This is a genomic window from Staphylococcus gallinarum (assembly GCF_000875895.1).
Lineage (GTDB): Bacteria > Bacillota > Bacilli > Staphylococcales > Staphylococcaceae > Staphylococcus > Staphylococcus gallinarum.
Map to the genome: position 1 here is coordinate 672,511 of NZ_JXCF01000007.1, position 26,189 is coordinate 698,699.

The 26,189-nt window shown below is 33.8% G+C and carries 23 protein-coding genes; 1 reads left to right on the forward strand and 22 read right to left on the reverse strand.

Annotated elements, in window-relative coordinates:
- Position 1: 1 nt before the first annotated feature.
- The 11 genes from rlmN to gmk all read right to left on the reverse strand — a co-directional run bounded on the left by rlmN (position 2) and on the right by gmk (position 11,392).
- Positions 2–1,096 (reverse strand): dual-specificity RNA methyltransferase RlmN, encoded by a 1,095-nt coding sequence (gene rlmN, locus SH09_RS06925; RefSeq protein WP_042738897.1) that lies wholly within the window; start codon positions 1,094–1,096, stop codon positions 2–4.
- Between the two features lie 3 nt (positions 1,097–1,099).
- On the reverse strand, positions 1,100–2,413 hold the full coding sequence (rsmB, locus tag SH09_RS06930) for a 16S rRNA (cytosine(967)-C(5))-methyltransferase RsmB (RefSeq protein ID WP_042738898.1): 1,314 nt from the start codon (positions 2,411–2,413) through the stop codon (positions 1,100–1,102).
- Entirely contained in the window at positions 2,410–3,342 is a 933-nt protein-coding gene (gene fmt, locus SH09_RS06935) for a methionyl-tRNA formyltransferase (protein ID WP_042739033.1), read from the reverse strand. The genes rsmB and fmt overlap by 4 nt, the downstream gene beginning before the upstream one ends.
- On the reverse strand, positions 3,335–3,823 hold the full coding sequence (locus SH09_RS06940; RefSeq protein WP_042738899.1) for a peptide deformylase: 489 nt from the start codon (positions 3,821–3,823) through the stop codon (positions 3,335–3,337). The genes fmt and SH09_RS06940 overlap by 8 nt, the downstream gene beginning before the upstream one ends.
- Positions 3,824–4,101: 278 nt before the next feature.
- Entirely contained in the window at positions 4,102–4,791 is a 690-nt protein-coding gene (locus SH09_RS06945) for a GNAT family N-acetyltransferase (RefSeq protein WP_042738900.1), read from the reverse strand.
- 194 nt (positions 4,792–4,985) lie between these two features.
- The gene (locus tag SH09_RS06950) at positions 4,986–5,180 is read right to left on the reverse strand and encodes a helix-turn-helix domain-containing protein (protein WP_042738901.1); all 195 of its coding nucleotides are present in this window, start codon (positions 5,178–5,180) and stop codon (positions 4,986–4,988) included.
- Between the two features lie 424 nt (positions 5,181–5,604).
- On the reverse strand, positions 5,605–6,402 hold the full coding sequence (locus SH09_RS06955) for a Cof-type HAD-IIB family hydrolase (RefSeq protein ID WP_042738902.1): 798 nt from the start codon (positions 6,400–6,402) through the stop codon (positions 5,605–5,607).
- A 299-nt stretch (positions 6,403–6,701) separates the two neighbouring features.
- Positions 6,702–9,116, reverse strand: a complete 2,415-nt coding sequence (gene priA / locus SH09_RS06960) for a primosomal protein N' (RefSeq protein WP_042738903.1) — start codon at positions 9,114–9,116, stop codon at positions 6,702–6,704.
- A 1-nt stretch (position 9,117) separates the two neighbouring features.
- On the reverse strand, positions 9,118–10,326 hold the full coding sequence (gene coaBC, locus SH09_RS06965; RefSeq protein WP_042738904.1) for a bifunctional phosphopantothenoylcysteine decarboxylase/phosphopantothenate--cysteine ligase CoaBC: 1,209 nt from the start codon (positions 10,324–10,326) through the stop codon (positions 9,118–9,120).
- 239 nt (positions 10,327–10,565) lie between these two features.
- Entirely contained in the window at positions 10,566–10,769 is a 204-nt protein-coding gene (rpoZ, locus tag SH09_RS06970) for a DNA-directed RNA polymerase subunit omega (protein ID WP_042738905.1), read from the reverse strand.
- The gene (gene gmk / locus SH09_RS06975) at positions 10,769–11,392 is read right to left on the reverse strand and encodes a guanylate kinase (protein WP_042738906.1); all 624 of its coding nucleotides are present in this window, start codon (positions 11,390–11,392) and stop codon (positions 10,769–10,771) included. Before gmk ends, rpoZ begins: the two co-directional genes overlap by 1 nt.
- A gap of 159 nt (positions 11,393–11,551) precedes the next feature.
- On the opposite strand from gmk, the gene SH09_RS06980 reads away from it, so the two are divergent.
- Entirely contained in the window at positions 11,552–13,249 is a 1,698-nt protein-coding gene (locus SH09_RS06980) for an Rqc2 family fibronectin-binding protein (RefSeq protein ID WP_042738907.1), read from the forward strand.
- Positions 13,250–13,645: 396 nt separating this feature from the next.
- On the opposite strand, the gene SH09_RS06985 is transcribed toward SH09_RS06980, so the two are convergent.
- The 11 genes from SH09_RS06985 to pyrR all read right to left on the reverse strand — a co-directional run bounded on the left by SH09_RS06985 (position 13,646) and on the right by pyrR (position 26,093).
- On the reverse strand, positions 13,646–14,047 hold the full coding sequence (locus SH09_RS06985; RefSeq protein WP_042738908.1) for a VOC family protein: 402 nt from the start codon (positions 14,045–14,047) through the stop codon (positions 13,646–13,648).
- Between the two features lie 93 nt (positions 14,048–14,140).
- Positions 14,141–14,995: a YitT family protein gene (locus SH09_RS06990; protein WP_042738909.1), complete on the reverse strand. Its 855-nt coding sequence runs from the start codon at positions 14,993–14,995 to the stop codon at positions 14,141–14,143.
- Positions 14,996–15,934: 939 nt separating this feature from the next.
- Positions 15,935–16,117, reverse strand: coding sequence for a hypothetical protein (locus SH09_RS06995; protein ID WP_042738910.1), 183 nt, complete (start codon positions 16,115–16,117; stop codon positions 15,935–15,937).
- Between the two features lie 21 nt (positions 16,118–16,138).
- Positions 16,139–16,750: an orotate phosphoribosyltransferase gene (pyrE, locus tag SH09_RS07000; RefSeq protein ID WP_042738911.1), complete on the reverse strand. Its 612-nt coding sequence runs from the start codon at positions 16,748–16,750 to the stop codon at positions 16,139–16,141.
- 2 nt (positions 16,751–16,752) lie between these two features.
- Positions 16,753–17,445, reverse strand: a complete 693-nt coding sequence (gene pyrF, locus SH09_RS07005) for an orotidine-5'-phosphate decarboxylase (RefSeq protein WP_042739034.1) — start codon at positions 17,443–17,445, stop codon at positions 16,753–16,755.
- A gap of 97 nt (positions 17,446–17,542) precedes the next feature.
- Positions 17,543–20,716, reverse strand: coding sequence for a carbamoyl-phosphate synthase large subunit (carB, locus tag SH09_RS07010; protein WP_042738912.1), 3,174 nt, complete (start codon positions 20,714–20,716; stop codon positions 17,543–17,545).
- Positions 20,709–21,809, reverse strand: a complete 1,101-nt coding sequence (locus SH09_RS07015) for a carbamoyl phosphate synthase small subunit (RefSeq protein WP_042738913.1) — start codon at positions 21,807–21,809, stop codon at positions 20,709–20,711. The genes carB and SH09_RS07015 overlap by 8 nt, the downstream gene beginning before the upstream one ends.
- Positions 21,809–23,083, reverse strand: coding sequence for a dihydroorotase (locus SH09_RS07020; RefSeq protein WP_042738914.1), 1,275 nt, complete (start codon positions 23,081–23,083; stop codon positions 21,809–21,811). The genes SH09_RS07015 and SH09_RS07020 overlap by 1 nt, the downstream gene beginning before the upstream one ends.
- Positions 23,067–23,981: an aspartate carbamoyltransferase catalytic subunit gene (locus SH09_RS07025; RefSeq protein WP_042738915.1), complete on the reverse strand. Its 915-nt coding sequence runs from the start codon at positions 23,979–23,981 to the stop codon at positions 23,067–23,069. The genes SH09_RS07020 and SH09_RS07025 overlap by 17 nt, the downstream gene beginning before the upstream one ends.
- A 27-nt stretch (positions 23,982–24,008) precedes the next feature.
- Complete coding sequence (locus tag SH09_RS07030; protein WP_042738916.1) at positions 24,009–25,316, reverse strand: uracil-xanthine permease family protein; 1,308 nt, start codon at positions 25,314–25,316, stop codon at positions 24,009–24,011.
- Positions 25,317–25,565: 249 nt separating this feature from the next.
- Positions 25,566–26,093, reverse strand: a complete 528-nt coding sequence (gene pyrR, locus SH09_RS07035) for a bifunctional pyr operon transcriptional regulator/uracil phosphoribosyltransferase PyrR (RefSeq protein WP_042738917.1) — start codon at positions 26,091–26,093, stop codon at positions 25,566–25,568.
- Between the last annotated feature and the right edge of the window lie 96 nt (positions 26,094–26,189).

Genomic DNA, 26,189 nt, shown 5'->3' on the forward strand with positions numbered 1-26,189 from the left:
ACTACCTCGTTTCTACTTTTCGTTCCTTTGCTCTAAGTTGCCCACAAGCAGCATCAATGTCTGCACCTTGTTCACGGCGAATCGTTGCATTAATACCTAATCGTTTTAATTCTTTTTCAAATTTAAAGATATCTTCTTTTGGTGTTTTAACGTAATTTCTTTCTGGCACGTGGTTTACAGGTATTAAATTGACGTGACAGTTTAACTTCTGAATTAAATGCGCTAACTCTCTCGCATGCTCCACCTGATCATTAACGCCTCCAAATAAACCATACTCAAATGTTACACGTCTATTTGTTTTTTCTTGATAATATTTAATTGCTTCCATCAGTTTTTCAACATTATAAGCTCTATTAATCGGCATTAATTGTGAACGAATTTCATCTTTAGCGCCATGTAAACTCACTGCAAAATTAATTTGTATATCTTCTTCTGCAAAATCATAAATACGTGGAATAATTCCTGAAGTAGACACGGTAATATGGCGTGCGCCAATATTTAAACCATTATCATGATTCACTATTTTCAAGAAATCCATCATTTCATCGTAGTTTTCAAACGGTTCACCGATACCCATGATAACGATTTGAGAAACACGTTCATCTGTTTCATCTAATGCCTTTTGAACAGTTAGTACCTGTGAAACGATTTCTCCAGCTTCAAGGTTACGCTTTAGACCCCCAAGTGTAGACGCACAGAATGTACATCCAATTCGACAACCTACTTGTGTTGTAACACATACAGAGTTCCCATATTCATGACGCATCAACACTGTTTCAATTGTGTAGCCATCTTGTAATTCGAAGAGGAATTTTATTGTACCATCTCGACTTTCTTGTTTAACAACAGTTGTAAGTGTCGTCATTGCAAAGTTATCTTTTAAAATTTCTCTTAATTCTTTTGATAAATTTGTCATTTCATCAATACTATTTACACGTTTTTCATATAACCATTCAAAAATTTGTTTCGCTCTAAACTTTTGTTGACCATGGTCTTGTAACCAATTTTGCATTTCGTCATATCTTAATGAATAAATGGATTGCTTTTCAAAATTGGGAAGAAACTTATTCTTTTTCTTCTTCTCTGCAGTAATCATATATTAATTTTCCTTTCTTTTAATCCTAGTTATGAAAAAGCCATCTGAGTTAAAGTCTTGAGGTAATATTTGCATGGTTTTTACTTTTTCGCCAGTTATTGGATGTTCAAATCCATCAAATTCAAAGTCTTTATTTTCTTTTAAAAATGTATAAATTACATTTTCATTTTCTAATTGTTCTATTGTACACGTAGAGTAAACTAAAGTTCCACCTGGTTTCAAATTATGTTTAACATTATTCAAAATCTCCAACTGAATCTCTACTAAAGCATTGATTCCGTTTTGCGATTGTTCATATTTAATTTCAGGTTTATGTCTTAAAACACCCAAACCACTACATGGTGCATCAACTAAAATCTTATCATACACTTTATCATATTTTTCAGTCGCATCATGTTGAAAAGCAGAAATGTTAGATAATCGTAATTTTCTAATATTAAAATCAATCAAGTCAATTTTATGTTCGTGGATATCTGTGGCATCTACATGACCCGTTTGATTTAAAACTTCTGCGATATGACATGCTTTTCCACCTGGTGCACTACACGCATCAAGCACCATATCACCTTCATTGATATCCATGAGTTCCGCAACAAACATTGAACTCTTATCTTGGATAGATACTAGACCATCTTTAAACATACGTGATTCAATAATCGGTTTTCCACTTACATGTAAACAAATATCTAAATCTCTATCTTGTTCAACAATATAGTCATCATCAACTAAGCGTCTTATCGCATCATCTATTGAAATTCTTGTTAAATTTACTCGTACAGTCTGACCTACTTTTGTTAAATAAGAGGCAGCAATCGCTTCTGTTTTTTCTATACCAAAATGTGTTGTCCAGTGATCGACTAACCATTTAGGCAAGCTATATTGCAAGGCAATACGTTTCTTATCATCAGCAATTTCACTAAAATCAGGTAACTCGCTGCGCATTACATTTCGTAATATACCATTAACAACGTTACCATTATGTGGTCCACCTTTGTATTTTGCAATATTTACGGCTTCATTTATTATGGCATGTTCAGGTATCTTGTCTAAGTATACATATTGATAAATACTCATCCATAGTAATTGTCTGACCCAACCTTTTAATTTTGTTTGGACAAATGGTTTCAAGATATAATCTAAGGTATATTTTCTCTTCAATGTCCCATATACCAATTCAGTCAATAAGCCTTTATCCGCTCTAGTCAACTCATATTCAGATAAAACCTCATTGATAACAATATTACTATATGCTTTATCATTTAATATGTCTTGCAATGTCTCAAATGCTAAGCTTCTTACATTTATTTCAGATGTCATGTTAATACCTTCCCGACTAATGATGTTTGAACACCACTTAAATAGTTAGCAGCTAGCATACGTTTTTTTCCTGATACTTGGATATCAGTTAAAGCAATCGCATCATTTGATCCTGTAGCTACAATTATTGCTTTTTTAGTTGTTTCTATAATTGAACCTGGCTCGCCTGATTTCCCTTTTTCAATATGAGCGGCAAATACCTTCAAATTACCATCTTCAAATTGTGTATAGGCAACAGGCCATGGAGATAAACCTCGAATGTGATTGTAAATCGTTTCAGCAGATGCAGTCCAATCAATTTTCTCATCTTCTCTACTAATATTCGATGCGAATGTTGCTTTATTATCATCTTGTGGAATACTATCATTTGTACCATTTATAATAGAAGGCAATGTCTCTTTTAGTAAATCTGCACCTAAAAAGCTCAACTTATCATGCATTGTTCCAACATTATCTTGTGATTCAATTTCAATTTCACTCTGTGAAATAATATTACCAGCATCTAACTTTTTCACCATATACATAATTGTAATTCCTGTTGTTGGTTCACCATCAATTATAGCTTGATGTATCGGTGCACCACCTCGATATTTAGGTAATAAAGATGCATGTACATTGATAGCTCCAAGTTTAGGCGCCTTTAATAAAGACTCAGGTAATAATTGTCCGAATGCAGCTGTGACAATTAAATCTGCATTTAGGTCAATTAGAGTTTGTAAATCTTCAGAGTCTGATAATTTTTCTGGTTGATACACTGGGATACCATGTTGTACAGCAACTTCCTTAACCGGTGGTGGTGTTAGTTTACGCTTTCTTCCTACAGGTCGATCAGGCTGTGTTACAACCGCTATCACGTTATGTTCCGCAATTAACATTTCCAATACCTTTGTTGAAAAATCAGGTGTACCCATAAATATAATTTTACTCATTGTCAAAAAACGCCTCCACTTCAGCTTCAGATAATATTTTTTCTGCCTTATCCGTAAATAACTTACCTTCAAAATGATCAACCATATGGAGTATCATTCGAGCCACATCATCATATGCAGTCATTTCAACTTCATTACCTTGTTTATCGTTAGCCTTTATCACGATCATCTTGCTTCTTGTCACATTTCCATAAACATTAGGTAGACTTACAGAGCCCTCTAAATCCGTCACTTGTTCATTTGATTCATTAATTATTACTGGATTAATTAATTGCAATAAACCATCGATTTCCATATCTATAATCGCTACTTGTTGGTCAATACCAATTTGAGGTGCACAAAGTGCCGAAGCTTCCAAATCATACATTGTATCTTCCAAATCTAGTAACAATTGTTCTAATTCTGAATCAAAAGTTGTAACTGGTGCTATTTGTTTCTTTAAAATAGGATGTTGGTCACTAACAAGTCGTTTAATCGTCATCGAATCGGCTCCTTATAAAAATTCATCAAACTATTATAACTTATTTTAACTAAAAATGCATTACGCATATTCTAAACACGCAATAAATTCAATAACAATCTGCACGTTATTATTACTATTTTTTCTACGAACTATTGTCAAGTCATCATCTCATTAGTCAATCATACAAGCGAACATGTATTGTTTTATTTTTAAAAATAACTAAAGCTCGTCAGATTGAATTCTGACGAGCTTCATTATGTAGTATTAAATTCTACAGATTATTTTCATTTTTATTATCATACAGATAAGCGTTTAATCTGATTACCTTCAGCATCAAAATTTTCTAATGTTAACCAGTCTTCCATTATCATTTTGAGTGTTGGCCATTCAACATCTAACATGGATAGCCACACGGTATTTCTATTTCTATTTTTATAAATGACATGATTTCTAAAGGTACCTTCATATTTAAAGCCTAAACGTTGTGCTGCTTTAATAGATGGTTGGTTAAGCGAATCACATTTCCATTCATATCTCCGGTACCCTAACGTTTCAAATATATAGCCTGCCAATAAATAATGGACCTCTGTTGCAATTCTAGTTCTTTTCATCTTATTGGAAAAATGGACATGTCCCACTTCAATCGAAGCATTTTTTGGATTAATACGTAATAACGATAATAAACCAAGTGCTTCATTCGTATTATGGTCGACAATTGCAAAGAAATATGGATCTGTTGAGGCAATACGTTGTTCAATATATGCTTGAAACTGTGTATAATTTTGAGGTTGCTCATCTGGTAAATATGTCCAATTCGGTAAATCTTCTGGTGTGCTGAAATGATCAAATAAATCATCTACATGTTTCATGTCTAATTTTTCCAATCTACTATACTGTCCAGTTAAAGTTTGTACATTTGGAAATTCAGGCATATTAAATTCACGTAAAGCCTCACCAATTGGTTGGTCAAATTCATTATAATTCATTTACTTATCTTTCCCCTTTTTCTTTAGGTTCAAGTAATATAGCAAAATTCAAACGAAGTCATCTCCGTTTTATATAACGCTTGATTTATAAGGAAAACTATAACCATTCGTTACCTAAACACTAAAATTAGTTCCTATAATCATTCCACCTTTAACTGTAAAGCGAAATATAAAAATAGGCAATTATTTTTGTGTTAGATCAGATCGTCTGTCGTAGTATTAAAAAATTCAGCTAAAATTTGTACTTCTTCGTTTCCTAATTTAACCTTCTTAGTCTCAATTTGTTTAATGACTTCAGGACTTAATTTGGTATTATATAATGATGCTAAACGATTCGATAATTCTTCAATACTTAATCCAATCGCTTCTCTATTACTAAGTAAACTCATAAGCACAGCCCCTCATACATATTATTTGATTGAAAATCAGTTAACATATTTATGACGTTTAATTCATTTAATATCTAAAAACCACCTTAAAAAATATGAATACAATTTATATTGTTCTCGTTAATATTTAATATAACTGTAATTACAAATAAATGCAAACTAAAATTTGATATTTTTTTTATAAATTCATAAGAAAGTTGACTTAATCCTTATAATTTTAGTCGGTTTTATTTATTTTAAAATGTATTAAAATAAATAGCAAGGTTAATTAGAAATTATTTTAAGATTTTATTACCCTCATTTTAAAATACGAGAAACAATAAAAAACAACTCACTTTTATTAAATCATTAAAGTGAGTTGTTTAAACTTAATTATATTTAATTTTCTTAAACAGTATTATCTAATAGTGATTTAGTGGATTAACTAATCATTAATTAATAATTGTAGCGTTTTTATTACTCCACTCTCATCATTATTTTTTGCAATTAAATTAGCTTGTGCTTTTAATTCCGGGTATGCGTTATCCATTGCGACTTTATATTTCGCAGCTTTAAATAGGTCAATATCATTTAATCCATCTCCAAAAGCAATCGTTTCTGAAATTTCGATGCCTAAATGTTCTTGAATTTTATTTATAGTTGTTCCTTTATTGATTCCTTGCTTCGTAATATCAATCCAACTATCTTCTGAAGCAATGATATATACATTCTCATAACCTTTCGCAAGTAGTTGTGCAGTATATTTACATTTTTGTTGTGCATCATGTACTGTAATCTTTAAAAAATCATCTTTAATTTCTTCAAAACTTTCAATAAGGGTAACATTATGATAAGAACCACGAACAATTTGTAATTCGGAAGCATTCAAGTTATTTAATACAAATGCCGTCTCATCCGTACAGGCGATAATTGTCTGTGTTTCATCTATATGTCTTAAATCATCTATTATCTTTTTCCCTAAACGATTCTCGATTGCAGCTTTATATAGTACTTGCTTGTTATATTTAATTTTAGTTGCGCTATCACCAATAATATATACATCATTCGTGTGTTCACCTATTAACGCCTCAACCCTTTCACACTGTTTTCCCGTACAAAAAACAAATTTAATATCTTTTTCTGTCATTTGATTTTTGAGCAGGTGAAAACTTTCCCTATCAAAGGTACCTTCATTATTAAGAAATGTGCCATCCATATCGGTAACGACGAGCTTTAAATTCATAGAACCCCTCCAACAATTAAATAGTTACAATTTTATTATACCGGTATAATAATCTGAACTCAAACTATTTTTTTCTTTTATGAGTGTTCTAATAAAAAAGACCTAACCCTAAGTTGCACATCTTTGATATGTTTCCATAGGTTAGATCCTCTATTACCATAATTTATTTTAATTATTTCAAGTCTTTCTGTAAGTCGGCAGTTGAATGAACTGTCTGTCCTTTTTTCTGGCCTTTTTATATTTTCGTTAACTCTCAAACCCCTTATAACTACTGACAACAAAGCATTTATAACACTAAATTACATCATCATATTAGGATTTATGTCAATTTTTAAAGACAACTTTTCTTTAATATATTGGTCATGATAATAATCATCTAAATATTTTAAGGCATTATGCAAAGCAATTTCACTTTTATATTTTACTAATATTTGAAAGCGATATTCGTTATTGATACGAGCTAAGGCCGCTGGAGATGGTCCAAGGACAAATGCTTTTTCTGACAAATGTTGTAATAAAATCTGATGAATATGTTTTGATGCTTCCATTACTTTTTTCATATCCTTATGCGCAATCGTAAAATTAATTAAGAAAAAGTAAGGCGGATATTTTCCTAACTTTCTATAGTTCATTTCCTTTTCAAAAAAGGCCTGATAATCATTCGCTTGTACGTCTTTAATTGCATAATGATCTGGATTATAAGTCTGAATAATGACTTGTCCTTCTTTCTCATGTCTGCCTGCACGACCAGAAACTTGTGTCAACAATTGATACGTCCGTTCACTAGCTCTGAAATCTGGCAGATTTAACATTGTATCAGCATTTAATACACCTACCAAGGTTATATTGGGATAGTCTAAACCTTTGGCTATCATTTGTGTCCCAAGTAAGATATCTCCATTACCAGCTTCAAAATCATTTAATAGTTTTTCATGTGCCCCTTTACGTGAAGTTGTATCGACATCCATTCTAATAATCCGGGCATCATTAAAGGTATCTTGTAATAATTCCTCTACACGTTGTGTACCTGTACCAACTTGTCTAATATGTTCACTTTCACAACTCGGACAAATATGAGGTGCTGCTTCTTGATGTCCACAATAATGACATTTCAATTGATCCGTAGATTTATGATAAGTCAATGAAATATCACAATTCGGACATTGTGGCACATGACCACAATCCCTACATAACATAAACGAAGCATAACCACGTCGATTCAAAAACAATACAATTTGTTCATTGCGATCTAATCTTAACTGGATTGCTTCTTTAAGTTCTGTAGAGAACATCGAACGATTTCCAGAACTCAATTCTTCTCTCATATCTACAATATTTATTTCTGGCATAGCCTGTTGATTTACTCTATTCGGTAGTGAAAGTAGTTTATAGACATCTTTTTCAGCACGGGCAAAGCTCTCTAAACTAGGTGTTGCACTGCCTAAGACAAGTGGACATTGATGATATTGACTTCGCCATTCAGCGATATCACGTGCATGATATCTCGGATAGTCTTCTTGTTTATAAGAGGATTCATGTTCTTCATCAATAATGATCATCCCCAGTGATTTAAATGGCGCAAAAACGCTAGATCTCGCCCCTACACTTACACTTGCCTTACCGTCTCTAATCTTTTGCCATTCATCGTAACGTTCACCCTTTGACAAACCAGAATGAAGTACGGCTACCTCATCACCAAATCTACGCTTAAATCGCAATACCATTTGAGGTGTTAACGCAATTTCAGGAACAAGCATCATTGCTTGCTTTCCTGATTGTAATACCTGTTCTATTGTTTGAAGGTATACTTCTGTCTTGCCCGATCCAGTTACGCCATGTAACAAGAATGTTCGTTGCGTTCCAGATTCAATAGTTTTGGAGATGGCATCATATGCCGCTTGTTGATCTTGAGTTAGTTGTTGCTTCTTATCTTGTTCGAACACATTTGTTTCAAATGGATTACGTTCTACAATAGTTTCGAACTTTTCAATGTATCCTTTACGTACTAAAGTATCTACACTTGATTTCGAAAATCCCATCGCTTCAATATCTCTTAGTAGTACGATATGTTGACGTTCATCTGCAAGATAAGCGTATAGTTCATATTGTTTCTTAGATTTTTCTAAAGTATTAAGAACGTGATCAATATCAATATTTTCGACGATACGAAGTGCTTTTTGCTTTTTCTTTTTCAAACTTTGCGATAATTCCGTGTGCTCTTGTATTACACCTTTTCTTAATAATGGCAATAATTTATCTAAATCACCATTTGCTTGTGCTGCCTTATATAAATATTGGCCGCCATCATTAAATTGTTGCTTTAAGTGTTCTGGCAATTCATTTATTCTGTCTTCATTAACAATAAAATATTTTGTATATTTTGCCTTTATCGCACTCGGTAACATGACCTCGAGCATCGAAATTCGCTTCGTTACAAAATAAGTATTAAACCAATCCGTCAACTCTATTAACTCTGGTGTTAATTCTGGCGTAATATCTTGGATTTCCTTTATTTCTTTTAACTTTGATATATCTATATCGTTATCTGGCTGTTCAGTAATTGCCATAATATAACCTTGTATTGTTCTAGGACCAAATGGTACTACAACACGCATACCAATTTGAATCATCGATTGCATTCTAGAAGGCACGAGATAATCAAAGGTGAAATCTACACTTTTAGAAGGTATATCAACGATTACTTTTGCTATCATGTTACTGCCACCTTGTCTCTAAACTGTCAATTATATGTTCTGCAAGGATAACCTTTTTCTCCTTACCTAAACTTAATGCATCGCCATCTTTAAAATACATCGTATAGTCATTATCATCTGAACTAAACCCTATTGTACGGTCTCCAACGTTATTTGCAATGATGACATCAGCATTTTTATGTTGCAATTTCTTTTGAGCATATGCTTCTATATTCTGTGTTTCTGCTGCAAATCCAACTAAATATTGATGTGCTTTGTGTTCACCTAAATACTTTAATATATCTTGAGTACGCTTAAATGTTACTGATAAGGTACCATCTTGCTTTTTCAATTTATGTTCTAGTGGATCTGCAGGAGTATAATCCGAAACTGCCGCTGCTTTAAACACAATATCTTGAGCACCATAACGCGTTTTTACTGCCTGAAACATATCTTCCGCACTTTGGACAGAAACAAATGTAATACCTTCTGGTGGCGTTAAATGCGTAGGTCCTGATACCAATGTCACCTTAGCACCACGTTTAGCTAATGATTCAGCTAAAGCGTAACCAATTTTACCGGAAGAACGATTAGAGAGATACCTTACAGGATCTAATTCTTCAATAGTAGGCCCAGCTGTGATGAGCGCATGCTTTCCATTAAAACTACTGTCAGCCAAACTATTGTCAATTAGTGTCTCATCAAAGAACATATTTAAACGCTCAACAATTTGCAATGGTTCTTCCATACGACCTTTTGCAACATAACCACATGCTAAAAAGCCCTCGCCAGGCTCTAAAAATTGATAACCATCTGCACGTAAAATAGACATATTATGCTGGGTTCTTTTATTTTCATACATATGCACATTCATTGCTGGTGCTACAAATTTAGGCGTTTCTGTAGCTAACAATGTAGATGTTACCATGTCATCAGCAATACCATGCGCAAGCTTTGCAATTGTGTTAGCCGTAGCTGGTGCTACAACAATTGCGTCTGCCCAATCACCTAAAGCAACATGTTGGATTTCCTCTGGATTTTGTTCAATAAATGTACTGGTATATACTGGGTTTCTACCGATAGCTTGAAAGGCCAAAGGAGTGACAAATTCTTGGGCATGGTCTGTCAACATCACCCTAACATCATAATTTGCTTGAGTTAATTTACTCGTTAAGTCAATTGCTTTATATGCTGCGATACCGCCAGTTACAGCAAGTAATATTCGTTTCATTACAACGTTCCTCCAACTTATATAAAAATTGTTCATCCATGCCTATCAAATACTTAAAACTAACTGTATTGATTTACATTGCACACATGCTCAGTTCATTACTCCATATTATACACAAATTATGGTTTAAATAAAAAAAGCACACCTTGATGCCACATGGTGTACTTTAAAAATATACAATCAATCGTTTAAAAAGCTTGTATATACGTTATTATATTCATGAATAATTTAGAAAGTGATTATTTAAATGTACCATCTGGGAAAACATCCCCATTGGCAATTTCTTCTAATGCTTTACCTACTGGTTTTTTCGCACTATATTTTTCTAATAATGATGATTCAGGATGCTCATCAATTTCACGAGCACGTTTTGCAGCTGTTGTTGCAATTAAATATTTAGAATTAATCTTTGCAGTTAATTGGTTTAATGGTGGGTGTAACATTATTTTTTTGCCTCCAATATCATTTTTCTATATTTCGCTTCAATGCGTTCACGTTTCAAATGTTCAGCGTCAACGATAGATTGAATACGTTGCTTTGCTAATTCAACCTCATCATTCACTACAACATAATCATACAAATTCATCATTTCTACTTCTTTACGTGCTTCTTTAACACGACTTTGAATCTTCTCATCTGATTCAGTACCGCGTCCTACTAATCTTTCACGTAAATGGTCTAAACTAGGTGGAGCAAGAAAAATAAATAATGCATCCGGGAATTTTTTACGCACTTGCTTAGCGCCTTCTACTTCAATCTCTAAAAATACATCGTGGCCTTCATCCATCGTATCTTTAACATATTGCACAGGTGTCCCATAATAGTTGCCTACATATTCAGCATATTCTATAAATTGATCTTCTTTAATCAAGGCTTCAAATTCTGACTTTGATTTGAAGAAGTAATCAACACCATCAACTTCTCCCTCACGCATATTACGTGTTGTCATTGAAATAGAATATTTATAAGATGTGGATGGATCATCAAATATTTTCTTTCTAACTGTACCTTTACCTACACCTGAAGGTCCAGATAGTACTATCAATAAACCTTTCTCATTGTCCATGACTTACGACCTCTCTAAGCTATACTTCTATTATTAACACATAATACCATATAAACCAATCCGTTGTATAGCATACTTTGCCACAAACTTCGCCCATGACCAATTCTTTTTGCCATGTTACAATATACTGAATGAATAAAAATAAGGTGGCTGATAACAATGGCATATGATGGTTTATTTACAAGAAAAATGGTGGAATCATTACAATTTCTTGTAGATGGTAGAATCCACAAAATTAACCAACCTGAAAACGACACAATTATCATTGTCGTTCGCCAAAATAGAAAGAATCATCAACTATTACTTTCTATCCATCCAAGCTTTACTAGAATGCATCTCACACATAAAAAATACGACAATCCATTTGACCCACCTATGTTTGCTCGCGTATTTCGTAAACATCTTGAGGGCGGATTTATCAAAGCAATTCGACAAATAGGTAATGACCGTCGTGTAGAAATAGATGTTCAAAGTAAAGATGAAATTGGAGATACTATAAATAGAACAATCATTTTAGAAATAATGGGTAAACACAGTAATTTAATCTTAGTAGACGATACTCGAAAAATAATTGAAGGTTTTAAACACTTAACACCAAATACAAACCAATTCCGTACAGTAATGCCTGGTTTCAAATATGAAACACCTCCCACTCAAAATAAAATCAATCCTTATGATATGAGTGGTCAAGAGGTCTTGAAATACATTGATTTCAATAGTGGTAAAATTGCTAGACAATTATTAAATCATTTTGAAGGTTTTAGTCCACTCATCACTAATGAAATTGTAGATCGACGTCAATTTATGACTGCCGAAACTTTACCAGCAGCTTTTGATGAAGTTATCGCACAAACTAAATTACCAGCAACACCTGTTTTTCATAAGAATCATGAAACTGGTAAAGAAGATTTTTACTTCATGAAATTAAATCAATTTTATGACGATGTGAGTGAATATGAAACAATACATGACTTATTAGATCGTTATTATGATGCTCGAGGAGAACGAGAACGCGTTAAACAGCGCGCTAATGATTTAGTGAAATTTGTGCAGCAACAATTAAATAAATATCATAATAAATTAAATAAACTTTATGATGAACAAGAAGGTACTAAAGAGAAAGACGAACAACAATTATATGGTGAATTAATTACTGCGAATATTTATCGAATAAAGCAGGGTGATGCTACAGTTACGGCATTAAACTATTATACTGGTGAAGATGTTACAATACCTCTAAATCCAACTAAGGCACCTGCAGTGAATGCACAATATTATTACAAACAATATAACAAATTAAAAACTCGTGAACATGAATTAAAACATCAAATAGAACTCACACAAGAAAACATTTCATATTTTGAAAGTATCGATCAACAATTAAGTCATATTTCTGTAAATGAAATTGATGATATTCGCGATGAATTAGCTGAACAAGGTTTTATGAAGCAACGTAAACAAAGTAAAAAGAAGAAAAAGCAAACCATAGAACTGCAAACCTATACTTCATCTGCTGGAGATACTATTCACGTAGGTAAAAACAATAAACAAAATGATTATTTAACGAATAAGAAGGCAGCCAAGAACCATATTTGGTTCCATACAAAAGACATCCCTGGTTCACATGTCGTTATCCTAAACGATAAACCATCCGAAGAAACAATTAAAGAAGCGGCAATGTTAGCTGGTTATTTCTCAAAAGCTGGTAATTCAGGACAAATTCCTGTAGATTATACTGAAATTAAAAATGTGCATAAGCCTTCAGGTAGTAAACCCGGTTTCGTCACATATGATAATCAAAAAACATTATATGTTACGCCTGATTATGACCATATTCAAAGTATGAAAGTTAACTAAATATTGTTTAAAAGATTTATGATTATAACGCACCATATATAAAACCAATAAAAATGCGTGCCAATTTTATTTATCTAACTAAAATTGGCACGCATAAAATTTAAAGCCTTTAAGTGAACGCTCTATTTCGTTTCACTTAAAGGCTTTTCATATAGCAATTTGTCAATTTTATAATATCGATTATCCAGTCAATTAGACATAGCCTTAGCTCATTATAAAATATTGGGTAAACACAAAATAGTACCATTTATACTATCGACTATTGCTAATCATTAACTAAATCAATAGGCATTTGTGTTTAATCACTTCAAATATCAATTTGTTTTAGCCGTTATACATCAATAATTTCAATCGTATTATGCTTTACGATAATTAACAGAAAAATTAATATGTTATTTATTCTGGTAATGCAAGCTGAAAATTAACCCCAAATTGATCTTGTACCCAAGCAAATTCTCTAAATGGTGGCATAGAGGTCTTTGGCATAAGTATCGCACCTCCACTTTTCAAACCGTTAAACAATCGCTCCATTTCCATAGCATTTTCAACAGTTACATAAAGGGACATAGCTGGGTTCATATCTACATCTACACCGTTCACATTATCGATAGCCATAAAAATTTGATCCTTCAATCTAAATATCGCATGTTGAACTTTTCCTGTTGGTGCATTATCACTTTCAGTATATTTAACTAGTGATAAAATTTCAGCATCTTCAAACAAATTAACATATAAATCAATTGCTTTTTCTGCTTGGCCATTAAACATTAAGAATGTCGTAATTTTTGGTATTGCCATAATGTTTGCCTCCTCATTTAATTTACATAAATCGTATTATCGCATTATTATTCTATAAAAAAATGCATTTACCATCTGTAAATATTGCCGTTTTTAAGAAAGATTCATAAAGCCATTACCTAATACATCTCGCACATCATGAATCACTAAGAATGCATTTTCATCCTCTTCATTAATAAGTTTTTTCACTCTCGTCACCTGAGATTGGGGTACGACGACATAAAGCATGCTAGTTTCATTTTTACCATAACCACCTTTACCATTCAATAATGTTGAACCTCTACCGGTAAATTGGTTAATTCTATCACTAATAATTTCATTTTTTGCCGAAATCACAGTAACAGCTTTTTTCGGATTAAATCCTTCTATTACAAAAGATGTTGCTCGTTCCGTCACAAATAACATAATAATCGTAAATAAGACATTCGTTAACGGTAATACAAATAAGAATGAAAGCACAACTAAACCATCTAATACAAATATTGCTTGTGATGTTTTAATATCTAAGTATTTATTTAACATCTTAGCAACAACAGATGTACCACCAATCACTCCTCCTGACGCAATAACTAATCCAATGCCAACGCCAACAAGCACACCACCAAATGTAGCATTAACAACAAAATGATGCACACCTGTATTCCAACTTTCCGTTAAATCTAGAAAAATTGAAATTGCAGTATTAGAAATTAATGTATATACTGCTGTTCTTAAACTTAAAAATTTCCAACCAACTAAAATGACGATTGTATTAATAATTAGAGAAGATACTGCCGGAGAAAAACCAAAGCTATACTTTAGTGCTAAGGAAATCCCAACTGTACCCCCATCTCCCAAATTGGAACCTAAAATGAAACAATTCACGGCAATCGCACTAATAAATGATCCAATTAAACATACGAAGATATTCTTAGTATGATCTTTCAATAATTGACGTAACAATTGCATAGACTTCCCCCTTTTTACTGTTACTTGTTAATATGCCCATAATTTATAAAAATATGTATTCACTACCTAAAGATATCGATGAATGGAAAATACTATCAACATCATAATAATATAAAACTTACTTTAGGCATATGCTACTAGTTTTGTTTGCGAGACTCCTAAGGGAACAGGACAAGCTGAAGACTACAGGCTGAAGCTGTCCCCTAGGAAAGCGAGCAATTACAAAACTACAAGATACACTAGAAGTCTACCATTTACTATGGTGTATAAATCAAAATTCATCACAGTATATGAAAATAACTTGTGTTTGTAATCAACAGGCATATGATACTAGTTTTGTTTGCGAGACTCCTGAGGGAACAGGACAAGCTGAAGACTACAGGCTGAAGCTGTCCCCTAGGAAAGCAAGCAATTACAAAACTACAAGATACACCAAAAATAAAACCTAACTCATGTGTAGATTTGTGTATGCTGACCACTTTAACGTTACTAGAATAATGCTAATACGCATATACAGCGATTAATATTTTGACTTTATATTCAAAGCAGTTAAAATAAATATAAACTAACTTGGAGGAATGATTCATGACTTTTTATATAATTCCCTTACTTGTAGCAGCTTTAGTCTTACTTATAGGTTACCTCATTATTAAAATTATGATCCGTTAAACACATCACAATTTCATCTTAGACAAATCGATAGAACTCATATTCATCGATTTGTCTTTTTTTAATTAAATATCTTTAAACCAATTTACATACTACCTCACAATATGAAACACATCATATCATTTCTAACAGTAACCAGATTAACCTTCTAACTACACCCATCTCACATACAAATCAAAAAACCGACAAAGACTAAAGCTTTGCCGGCAATTTAACTTAATATAATTATGATTCAAAAACACTAAAGTACTAATAATTCAAAACTAAATATTAAAGTTTACCCTTTTCTTTAATACTTGACTTACACTTTTTATAAATATTCTTCTCTGATGACTTAGAAAGTAATTCATTTTCTTCATCATCATATTGTTGATTTCTATAATCTTCGTCTTTTTTTAAAAATTTATTTAAGTGTGCAAAATGATTATATGCATCATTCGGGTCCTTTGTCATAACATCCCCTCCGACTATATATTATGACAAGTTATCTCTCCATTCAACTAATGTCTCTATTTCAGATTCAGAAATTTCACCTTTTTCATTTGCCACTTCTATAAGTTCATTATAATCACTTAAAGTATAGAACGGTATACCCGCTGCCTCAAATTGTTCATCTGCTTTTTTCAAACCATAAGTGAAAATTGCCACAACACCAATCACCTCTGCACCCGCTTCTTTAAGTGCATCGACGGCAGTAATTGATGATCCACCAGTTGAAATTAAATCTTCTACCACGACTACTTTTTTACCTTCACTCTGTGCACCTTCGATTTGGTTTTGTTTACCATGACTTTTGCTCTTAGAACGTACATAATTCATTGGTAAATTCAATGTTTCAGAAATATATGCTGCATGTGGTATACCAGCAGTTGCTGTGCCAGATATAACTTCAACTTCACCAAATTGAGTTTGAATAAGTTCTACTAAACCATCTCTGATTTCTCTTCTAACTGAAGGGTAACCTAATGTCACTCTGTTATCACAATAAATCGGTGACTTAATACCTGAACTCCATGTGAATGGATCATTTGGCGATAGTGATACTGCTTCTATTTCTAGTAATGATTGAGCGATTTGTTTTGCCATATTTAACCTAACCAACTTTCTTTAATTTTATGATAGCTTTCTACTGGATTGTCACTTTGAGTGATCGGACGGCCTACAACAATATGTGTTGAACCGAGTGCCTTTGCTTCTTGTGGTGTTGTGATACGTTTTTGATCATCTGTACTCGTATTTAATGGTCTAATTCCTGGTGTTACTTTTAAGAATGATTCACCTAATTCTGTTGCTAATAATGATGCCTCTAATGGAGAACAAACTACACCATCTAACCCTGATTCTTTTGCTAGTGTTGCATAATTCAATACTGCATCTTCGATAGAAGTTTGTATGTTTTGTTCTTGTTGTAACATTGTTTCTGTCGTTGAAGTAAGTTGCGTTACAGCAATTATTTTAATATCTTTATTATATTTTCGTATACCTTCAACAGCACGCTGCATCATTTCAGAACCACCTGCAGCATGTACATTAACTAAATCTACGTTTAGTTTACTTAACCCTTCCATCGCTTTTCCCACAGTATTGGGAATATCATGTAACTTTAAATCCAAGAATATATCGTGACCGCGAGATTTAATTGAATTTATTAAACTTGGTCCCGTTTGATAAAAAAGTTCCATACCTACTTTCACAAAAAGCGACTCATCAAATTGATCTAAAAACTGATTTACAGCTTTTTCAGATTCAAAATCCAAAGCAATTATTGGTAATTGGTTCATCATTTGTCCTACACCTCATTTATAAACTATGTCACTTAGAATTAAGACAAAACAACGCTATTTATTCACGCTATTTTGTCTTATTTGAAAACAAAGTTTACATATTTTTCATTGTAAATGTCATACTTTCAATTACATTTGTTAACGCCGCAGCTGTATCTAACGATGTTAAACAAGGGACACCATTTTCTACTGACGTTCTTCTAATTTGGAAACCATCTCGTTCAAATGTTTTACCTTTTGTCATAGTATTGATAACGATTTGTACTTCTCCATTTTGGATACGTGTTAATAAATCGTCTTCTCCGCCGATTTTTCCAACGATTTCTGCCGGAATATTATTTTCTGCTAACTTATGCGCTGTACCCTCTGTAGCTAAAATTTTATAACCTACTTCATTTAAACGATGCGCAATATTTAATATTTCCTCTTTATCTTTATCACTCACTGTCATTAACACTGTACCATGGTCTTTTACTTCTACACCACTTGCAGTTAACCCTTTGAATAACGCCTTTTCCATCGTTAAATCTTTACCCATGACTTCGCCAGTAGATTTCATTTCTGGTCCTAATGTGATATCAACATTTTTCAACTTATTAAAGCTAAATACCGGTGCTTTGACATATACACCTTCCGAATACGGTTGTATACCTGGTTTGTAGCCATGATCTGTTAATTTTTCACCGATAATCGCACGCATTGCAAGTTGTGCCATTTGAATATCTGTAATTTTACTTAAGAACGGCACGGTACGGCTTGAACGCGGATTAACCTCTAACACGTAAACACCATCATGTGCAATAACAAATTGGATATTAATTAATCCTACAATGTTTAAACCTTTTGCCAAACGAATTGTATAATCTTCCAATGTATCAATTTCTGACTGAGATAATGTCTGAGGTGGGTATACCGCAATCGAATCACCAGAATGGACGCCAGCACGTTCAATGTGTTCCATAATACCTGGGATAATTACTGTTTCACCATCTGAGATAGCATCTACTTCTATTTCTTTACCTGTTAAATATCTATCAACAAGTACTGGATGATCTGGACTCGCTTTTACAGCTTGATTCATATAATCTTCTAATTCTGCATCACTATTGACAATTTCCATTGCTCGACCACCAAGAACGTATGATGGACGTACAACAACTGGATAGCCAATGTTACGAGCATTTTCCAATGCGCCTTCTGGTGATGTTGCTGTTTTCCCTTTTGGTTGAGGCACATCTATAGTATGAAGTAATGCTTCAAATTCCTTTCTATCCTCTGCACGGTTTAAATCTTCTAAAGTTGTTCCTAAAATTTTAACATCATGTTTAGCTAGTTTATCAGCTAAATTGATAGCCGTTTGACCGCCAAATTGTACAACAACACCTTTAGGTTGTTCTAAATCGATGATGTTCATTACATCTTCTTCAGTTAGTGGCTCAAAGTATAATTTGTCTGAAATTGAGAAGTCTGTTGACACTGTTTCAGGATTATTATTAACAATAATAGCTTCATAGCCTGCCTGTTGAATTGCCCATACAGCATGTACTGTAGCATAATCAAATTCAACGCCTTGACCAATTCTAATTGGACCAGAACCTAATACGAGGATTTTTTCTTTTTCTGTAACAATTGATTCATTTTCTTGTTCATACGTACCGTAATAATATGGCGTTGCCGATTCAAATTCTGCTGCACATGTATCAACCATTTTATAAACTGGAAGAATATCATTCTCTTTTCTGAGTTGATATACCTCTGCTTCTGACATGTCAAATCGATGTGCAATGACACGGTCACTAAAGCCATAATCTTTAGCAAATTTTAAGTAATCAATATTACCTTTATTTTCTTTTAATTGTCGTTCGATATCGATTATATGTTGGAATTTATTTAAGAAGAAATAATCAATTTTAGTCATATTATGAATTTCTTCTAAAGTTGTACCACGACGAATTGCTTCACCAATAAAGAATAAACGTTCATCATCTTGATCACTAATACGTTCTTTAATATAGTCTAAATCGTATGTTTCACCGTTTGGTAAACCTAAATGATGCACACCATATTCTAAAGAACGAATTGCTTTAAGTAATGATTCTTCATACGTTCTACCAATGGCCATAACTTCACCAGTAGCTTTCATTTGAGTACCTAGGACACGCTCACCTTTTTCAAATTTATCAAATGGGAAACGTGGAATTTTTGAAATAACATAATCAAGTGCTGGTTCAAATGCTGCATATGAAGTACCTGTTACAGGGTTTAACATTTCATCTAACGTTAAGCCAACTGCAATTTTAGCTGCTAGTTTAGCAATAGGATAACCTGTCGCTTTAGATGCTAGAGCAGATGAACGTGATACACGTGGATTTACTTCAATAATATAGTAATCCATAGAATGCGGGTCCAATGCTAATTGCACATTACATCCACCCTCAATACCTAGTGCACGGATTACTTTTAGTGACACATCACGTAGCATTTGATATTCAACATCAGATAATGTTTGGCTTGGTGCGACAACGATTGAATCTCCGGTATGAATACCAACAGGGTCAATATTCTCCATATTACATACAACGATGGCATTATCGTTGTGATCTCGCATCACTTCATATTCAATTTCTTTAAAACCAGCAATTGATTTTTCGATTAAACACTGTGTTGCTGGACTATAATGTAAGCCATTTGACACAATTTCCTTTAATTCAGCATCATTATGACAGATACCTCCACCAGTACCTCCCATTGTAAAGGCTGGTCTAACTATTAATGGATAACCAACTTGCTCTTTAAACTCAAATGCTTGTTCTACAGTATTAACTATGTCACTTTCTGGTACTGCTACGTCTAAATCATTCATTAATGATCTAAATAATTCTCTATCTTCAGCTTGTTGAATTGACTCTAATTTCGTTCCTAATAACTGTACGTTATTAGCTGCTAATACACCACTATCATGTAATTGAATCGCCATATTTAAACCTGTTTGGCCACCAAGCGTTGGTAACAATGCATCAGGCTGTTCTTTACGAATAATGCGTGCGATAAAGTCATGTGTTAATGGTTCAATATAAACCTTATCTGCGATTTCTGTATCAGTCATAATTGTCGCTGGATTTGAGTTTACTAATATGACACGGTAACCTTCTTCTTTTAAAGCTAAACAAGCTTGTGTTCCCGCATAGTCGAATTCTGCAGCTTGACCGATAATAATTGGGCCAGAGCCTATTACTAAAATTGTTTTTATATCATTACGTTTAGGCATTGGTAATTCGCTCCTTCGCTTTATATTCGTTCATCATTTCAATAAACTCATCAAATAAGTAATTTGAATCAGATGGTCCAGGGCAAGCTTCTGGGTGATATTGCACTGAAAATGCAGGTAGTGATTTGTGTTTCAATCCTTCAACTGTTCCATCATTAATTGCGATATGTGTAACTTCTAATTCAGTATTAATTAAGGAATCTTTATCGATTGCATAACCATGATTTTGACTTGTTAATGCTACTTTACCTGTCTTCAAATCTTTAACAGGATGATTTGCACCTCTATGCCCAAACTTCATTTTAAATGAAGTTGCACCTTGTGATAGGGCAAACAACTGATGACCTAAACAAATACCAAAGAATGGAATCACACCTAGAATTCCTTTAATCATTTCAACAGCAACATCTACTTCTTCTGGATCTCCTGGTCCGTTAGATAACATGACGCCATCTGGTGACATTCTGATAATTGTCTCAGCACTTGTATCGTAAGGTACAACAGTGACATTACAACCACGTTCATTTAATTCTCGCACGATATTTTGCTTTTTACCAAAGTCAACTAACACTACACTTAAGTCGTTACCTGTAGATACATAAGGTGATTTTGTAGATACTGTTGTAACTTCACTACGTGGTAAGACTGTTTCTTTCAACTTTGTTATAATGCTTTCAATTTCAGTTTTATCATCGGTAAATGCTGCTTTTAATACACCGTGTTTTCTAATTTTTCTTGTGATACTTCTTGTGTCAACACCAGCAATACCTGGAATTTCAAATTCAACTAGTACTTCATGTAATGTTTTTTGTTTACGGAAGTTACTCGGATGCATACTCGCTTCTTTAACAACGACACCATTAAGCGTTGGTACAAGAGACTCAAAATCATCTCGATTAATACCATAATTTCCAATAAGAGGATAAGTAAATGTAATAATTTGTCCAGTATAAGATGGGTCTGAAATTGTCTCTTGATAGCCTGTCATTGCTGTATTAAATACGATTTCTCCCACAGATAATTTATCTGATCCTAATTTGTAGCCTTCATAATATGAACCATCTTCTAATACAAGGTAGCGTTTTTGCAACATTATTTTTCCTCCTTAAATTTAACTTCGCCTTCTACTAAAGTTAACACTGGTGTACCGTATACTTTATAGCCGATAAATGGTGTATTATGCCCTTTTGATGCAAAATCTTCTGCTTTAATTTCAGTCTCTTGGTCCAAATTGATTACAGTCAAATCTGCAAATCCACCTTCTTCAAGTCGACCATAAGGTAAATCAAATGTTTGAGCAGGTTTAATAGTTAAGTAATCTACTAATTGTTGTAATGACCAGTCTCCATTTTTTACAAAGTGAGTATAAAGTAATGGGAAAGCTGTCTCACTACCAACAATTCCGAATGGTGCTTTTGTCATTGGCTGTGCTTTTTCGTCAGCAGCATGTGGCGCATGATCAGTAGCTATACAATCGATTGTCCCATCTAATAAACCTTCCAATAAAGCTGCTCTATCTTCTTTACTTCTCAATGGTGGGTTCATCTTAAATATAGCATCATCACCAGGAACATCATCTTCTGTGAGCAATAAATGATGCGGTGTAACCTCTGCAGTAACGTGAATGCCTGCTTTTTTAGCATCTCTAATCACACGTACACTCTCTTTAGTAGACACATGACAAACATGATAATGTGCACCAGCAGCTTCCGCCAATAATACGTCACGCGCAATTTGTACTGCTTCACAAATAATAGGAATGCCTGGAATTCCTAATTCTTCACTACGTTGTCCTTCGTGCATTGCACCACCATAAATTAAACTATTGTCTTCGCAATGTGCTACTACAGCTTTATTTACTTTTGCAGCTTGTTGCATAGCCTCATACATCATATTTGCCTGCTGTACACCTACACCATCGTCTGTAAATGCAAATGCGCCTTGATTAGCAAGAGCTTTAAAGTCTACATGTTCTTTACCAGCTTGTCTTACTGTAATCGATGCATAAGGCAATACTCTCACTTGAGCATTTTCTGTAATCAATTGATTTAAACGTTCTAAATTTTCTTCAGAATCAGGAACAGGTCGTGTATTTGGCATTGGACAAACAGTAGTAAATCCACCTCTTGCTGCCGCTTTTGTTCCTGTTTCAATCGTTTCTTTATGCTCTCCACCCGGCTCACGTAAGTGTACGTGTACATCTACTAATCCTGGCGCTACAAATTGTCCTTGTACGTCAATTACTTCTACATCTGAATCTACATCAATTTGCGGAGAAATTGCTTTAATATACTGACCTTCAATAAGAATTGATGTTGTTACGAGTTCATTGTTTTTTAATACTTTAGCATTAGTTAGTAATTTCATTTTTTTGTACCCCTTTTGTTTGTAAAATATAATCTATAACTGCCATTCGTAAATACATGCCATTTTCCATTTGCTTGAAAATGCGAGACTTCGATGCTTCAACCAAGCAATCATCAATTTCAACGCCTCTATTAACCGGTGCAGGATGCATAACAATTGCATTGTCATGCAATCTGTCGTAGCGTTCTTTAGTTAAACCAAATGCTTCGTGATAGTTCTTGGATTCAAAGCTAGCTATTTCGCCTGTTTCATGTCTTTCGTGTTGTACTCTTAATAACATAACAATATCGACTTGATCGATGACTGTATCGATATCGACATAAGGCGCTCGAAGTGATTCGTCTTTCCATGCTTCAGGACTGGAGAACATAACATTTGCTCCAAGTGCTGTTAAACTTTGGTAATTGCTGCGTGCAACACGTGAGTTTTTGATATCTCCACATATTAGTATATTTAACCCTTTAAAATCATTGTATTCTTCATAGATAGTCATCAAATCGAGTAAACTTTGTGTTGGATGTTGACCACTCCCATCACCACCATTGATAATAGGAATATTTAACGTTTCTAATTCATCGTAATAGGTTGTTTGTGAATGTCTTATCACCAAAACATCTGCACCCACTTGCTCGAGTGTTTTACATGTATCATAAAGTGACTCACCTTTTTGAACAGATGATGTTGTCGTCTCAAAATCAATTAATTTCAAACCTAACTTTTGTTCAGCTACTAAAAAACTACTCTTAGTTCTCGTTGAATTTTCAAAAAATAAATTTGCTACAAATTTATCTTCGTAATTTCGAGGTTTTAAATCACCCTTTTTGATATCACTTGCGCGTTGTATCAACTCATAAATTTCATCTGTAGTAAGATGTTCCATTGATAATAGATTATCCATCATTTGCCTCCTCAAAATACAATGATTTTAGTTCGTTTCTGTTTTCTCTTTCGGTAAGATTAAATTCAAGATAATTCCTGCGAGAGCTGCGAGAGCCATTCCTTCTATTTCTAATTTCACACCTAGTCCATGTAAATTAAACACTAGGTTGCCTATGCCTATTACTAAAATGACAGATGCGATAACTAAATTTCTGTTACTTGCAAAATCTACTTCACTTTCCACTAACATTCTTAAACCACTCGCTGCAATAATACCGAATAGCAATATTGATACACCGCCCATTACGGGTGTTGGTATTGAAGACACAAGTGCAGTGAATTTTTCTACAAAGCCTAGGATAATCGCTATTACTGCAGCACCACCTATAACATAGATACTGTAAATCTTAGTAATTGCCAATACACCTATATTCTCACCATATGTTGTGCTTGGTGGACCACCGATAACACTTGCAAACATAGTTGATACACCGTCACCAATAATCGATTTATCTAATCCTGGGTCTTTAAAGAAGTTTTTACCGACAATTTTATTTATGACCATTTGATGACCAATATGTTCACTAACCGTTACAAAAACGATGGGTATCAGGACTAAGATCAACCCTATATGAATTGATGGTGTATAGTCTCTAAAGGGTAAGTATACTTCCGGTAAGTGTAACCACTTCGCTTCGACAATTGGTTTAAAGTTAACGAGCCCCATAAAGATCGATACGATGTATCCGGTGATTATTCCAATTAATACTGGAATAAGTGATAAGAACCCTTTGAAGAAACCTTGAACGAGTATCGTAACTAATAAAGTAATCATTGCTACAGCAAGGTAACTTAAGTTGTATCCTTTCATGTCTGAACTATTTTCAAACATTGCCATATTGACCGCTGTTGGTGCTAAGCTTAACCCAATAACCATGATAACTGGTCCTACTACGACTGGTGGTAACAATTTCATCAGCCAGCCTGTGCCACTAATTTTTATCGCTAAACCGATAAGCACGTACATGACGCCACTCATAAATAATGCGGTTAACATGTCGCCTAAACTATGTGAATTCAAGCCAGATATGATTGGCGTGATAAAGGCAAAGCTTGAACCTAGATAGGCTGGTATCTTGGCTTGTGTAATTAATATATATAACAATGTTCCGATTCCTGATGCTAACAGTGCAGAAGATATCGGTAATCCTGTTAAGAAAGGTACAAGTACAGTTGAACCAAACATCGCAAATAGATGTTGAGTACTTAAAAATGCCCACTGTCCTAATTTCGGTTTGTCACGTACATCTAAGACCGGTTTAACTGTCCTTTCAAACATTGTTTCATTTTCCATTGCATTTCGCTTCCTTTCATAAAAAAAATCTCTTTACATCGTATTCATGTAAAGAGACTTCGAAGGGTCTATCAGTTCAATAACCTTAGTTAGATAGTGTATTACAATTGTACTAAGGGTGCTATTGAAGATATGACGGTATAGAAAGTTGCTACTTTTAAATTAGAGTCATCACTGTTACTCTAGTTTAAAAGTTTCACACTTACTAACCTATCCTTTCTCAGTCTCTCGTACTGAATTAAAAGGTTATTATTCAATTACTACTGCATTTCTTGAATCAATCTCATCTAGATAAACTGACACCGCTTCTTCACGCGCTGTCGGTATATTCTTTCCGACAAAGTCAGCTCGAATTGGTAATTCTCGATGACCACGATCGACCAAAGTTGCTAATCCAATCTTTTTAGGTCTCGCATACTGTAATACTGCATCTAAAGATGCGCGTACAGTACGACCTGTATAAAGTACATCGTCTATTATAATTACAACTTGATTGGTAATATTAACATCGATTTCATAGGTTTCTTCATTCGATTGTGCTGTTCTATTCTCTAAATCATCTCGAAACTGCGTTATATCTATTGTTCCAGTTGGTACGACCTTTTCTTCGATGTTTTCTATCTTTTGCTGTATGCGACGTGCTAAAAATGCGCCTCGTGTCTTAATACCTAGTAAAATTAAATTATCAGTACCTTTGTTATATTCTAATATTTCATGCGCAATACGAGTAACCGTACGTTGTATCGCTGCTTCATCCATAATAACGCGTTCTGACATTTTAGGCACCTTCCTCAATTCATATTAATTTGCTTTAGCTACAAGATGATACAAAGAAAACCTCATATCTTCAATGAAGACATGAGGTTTCTCAAT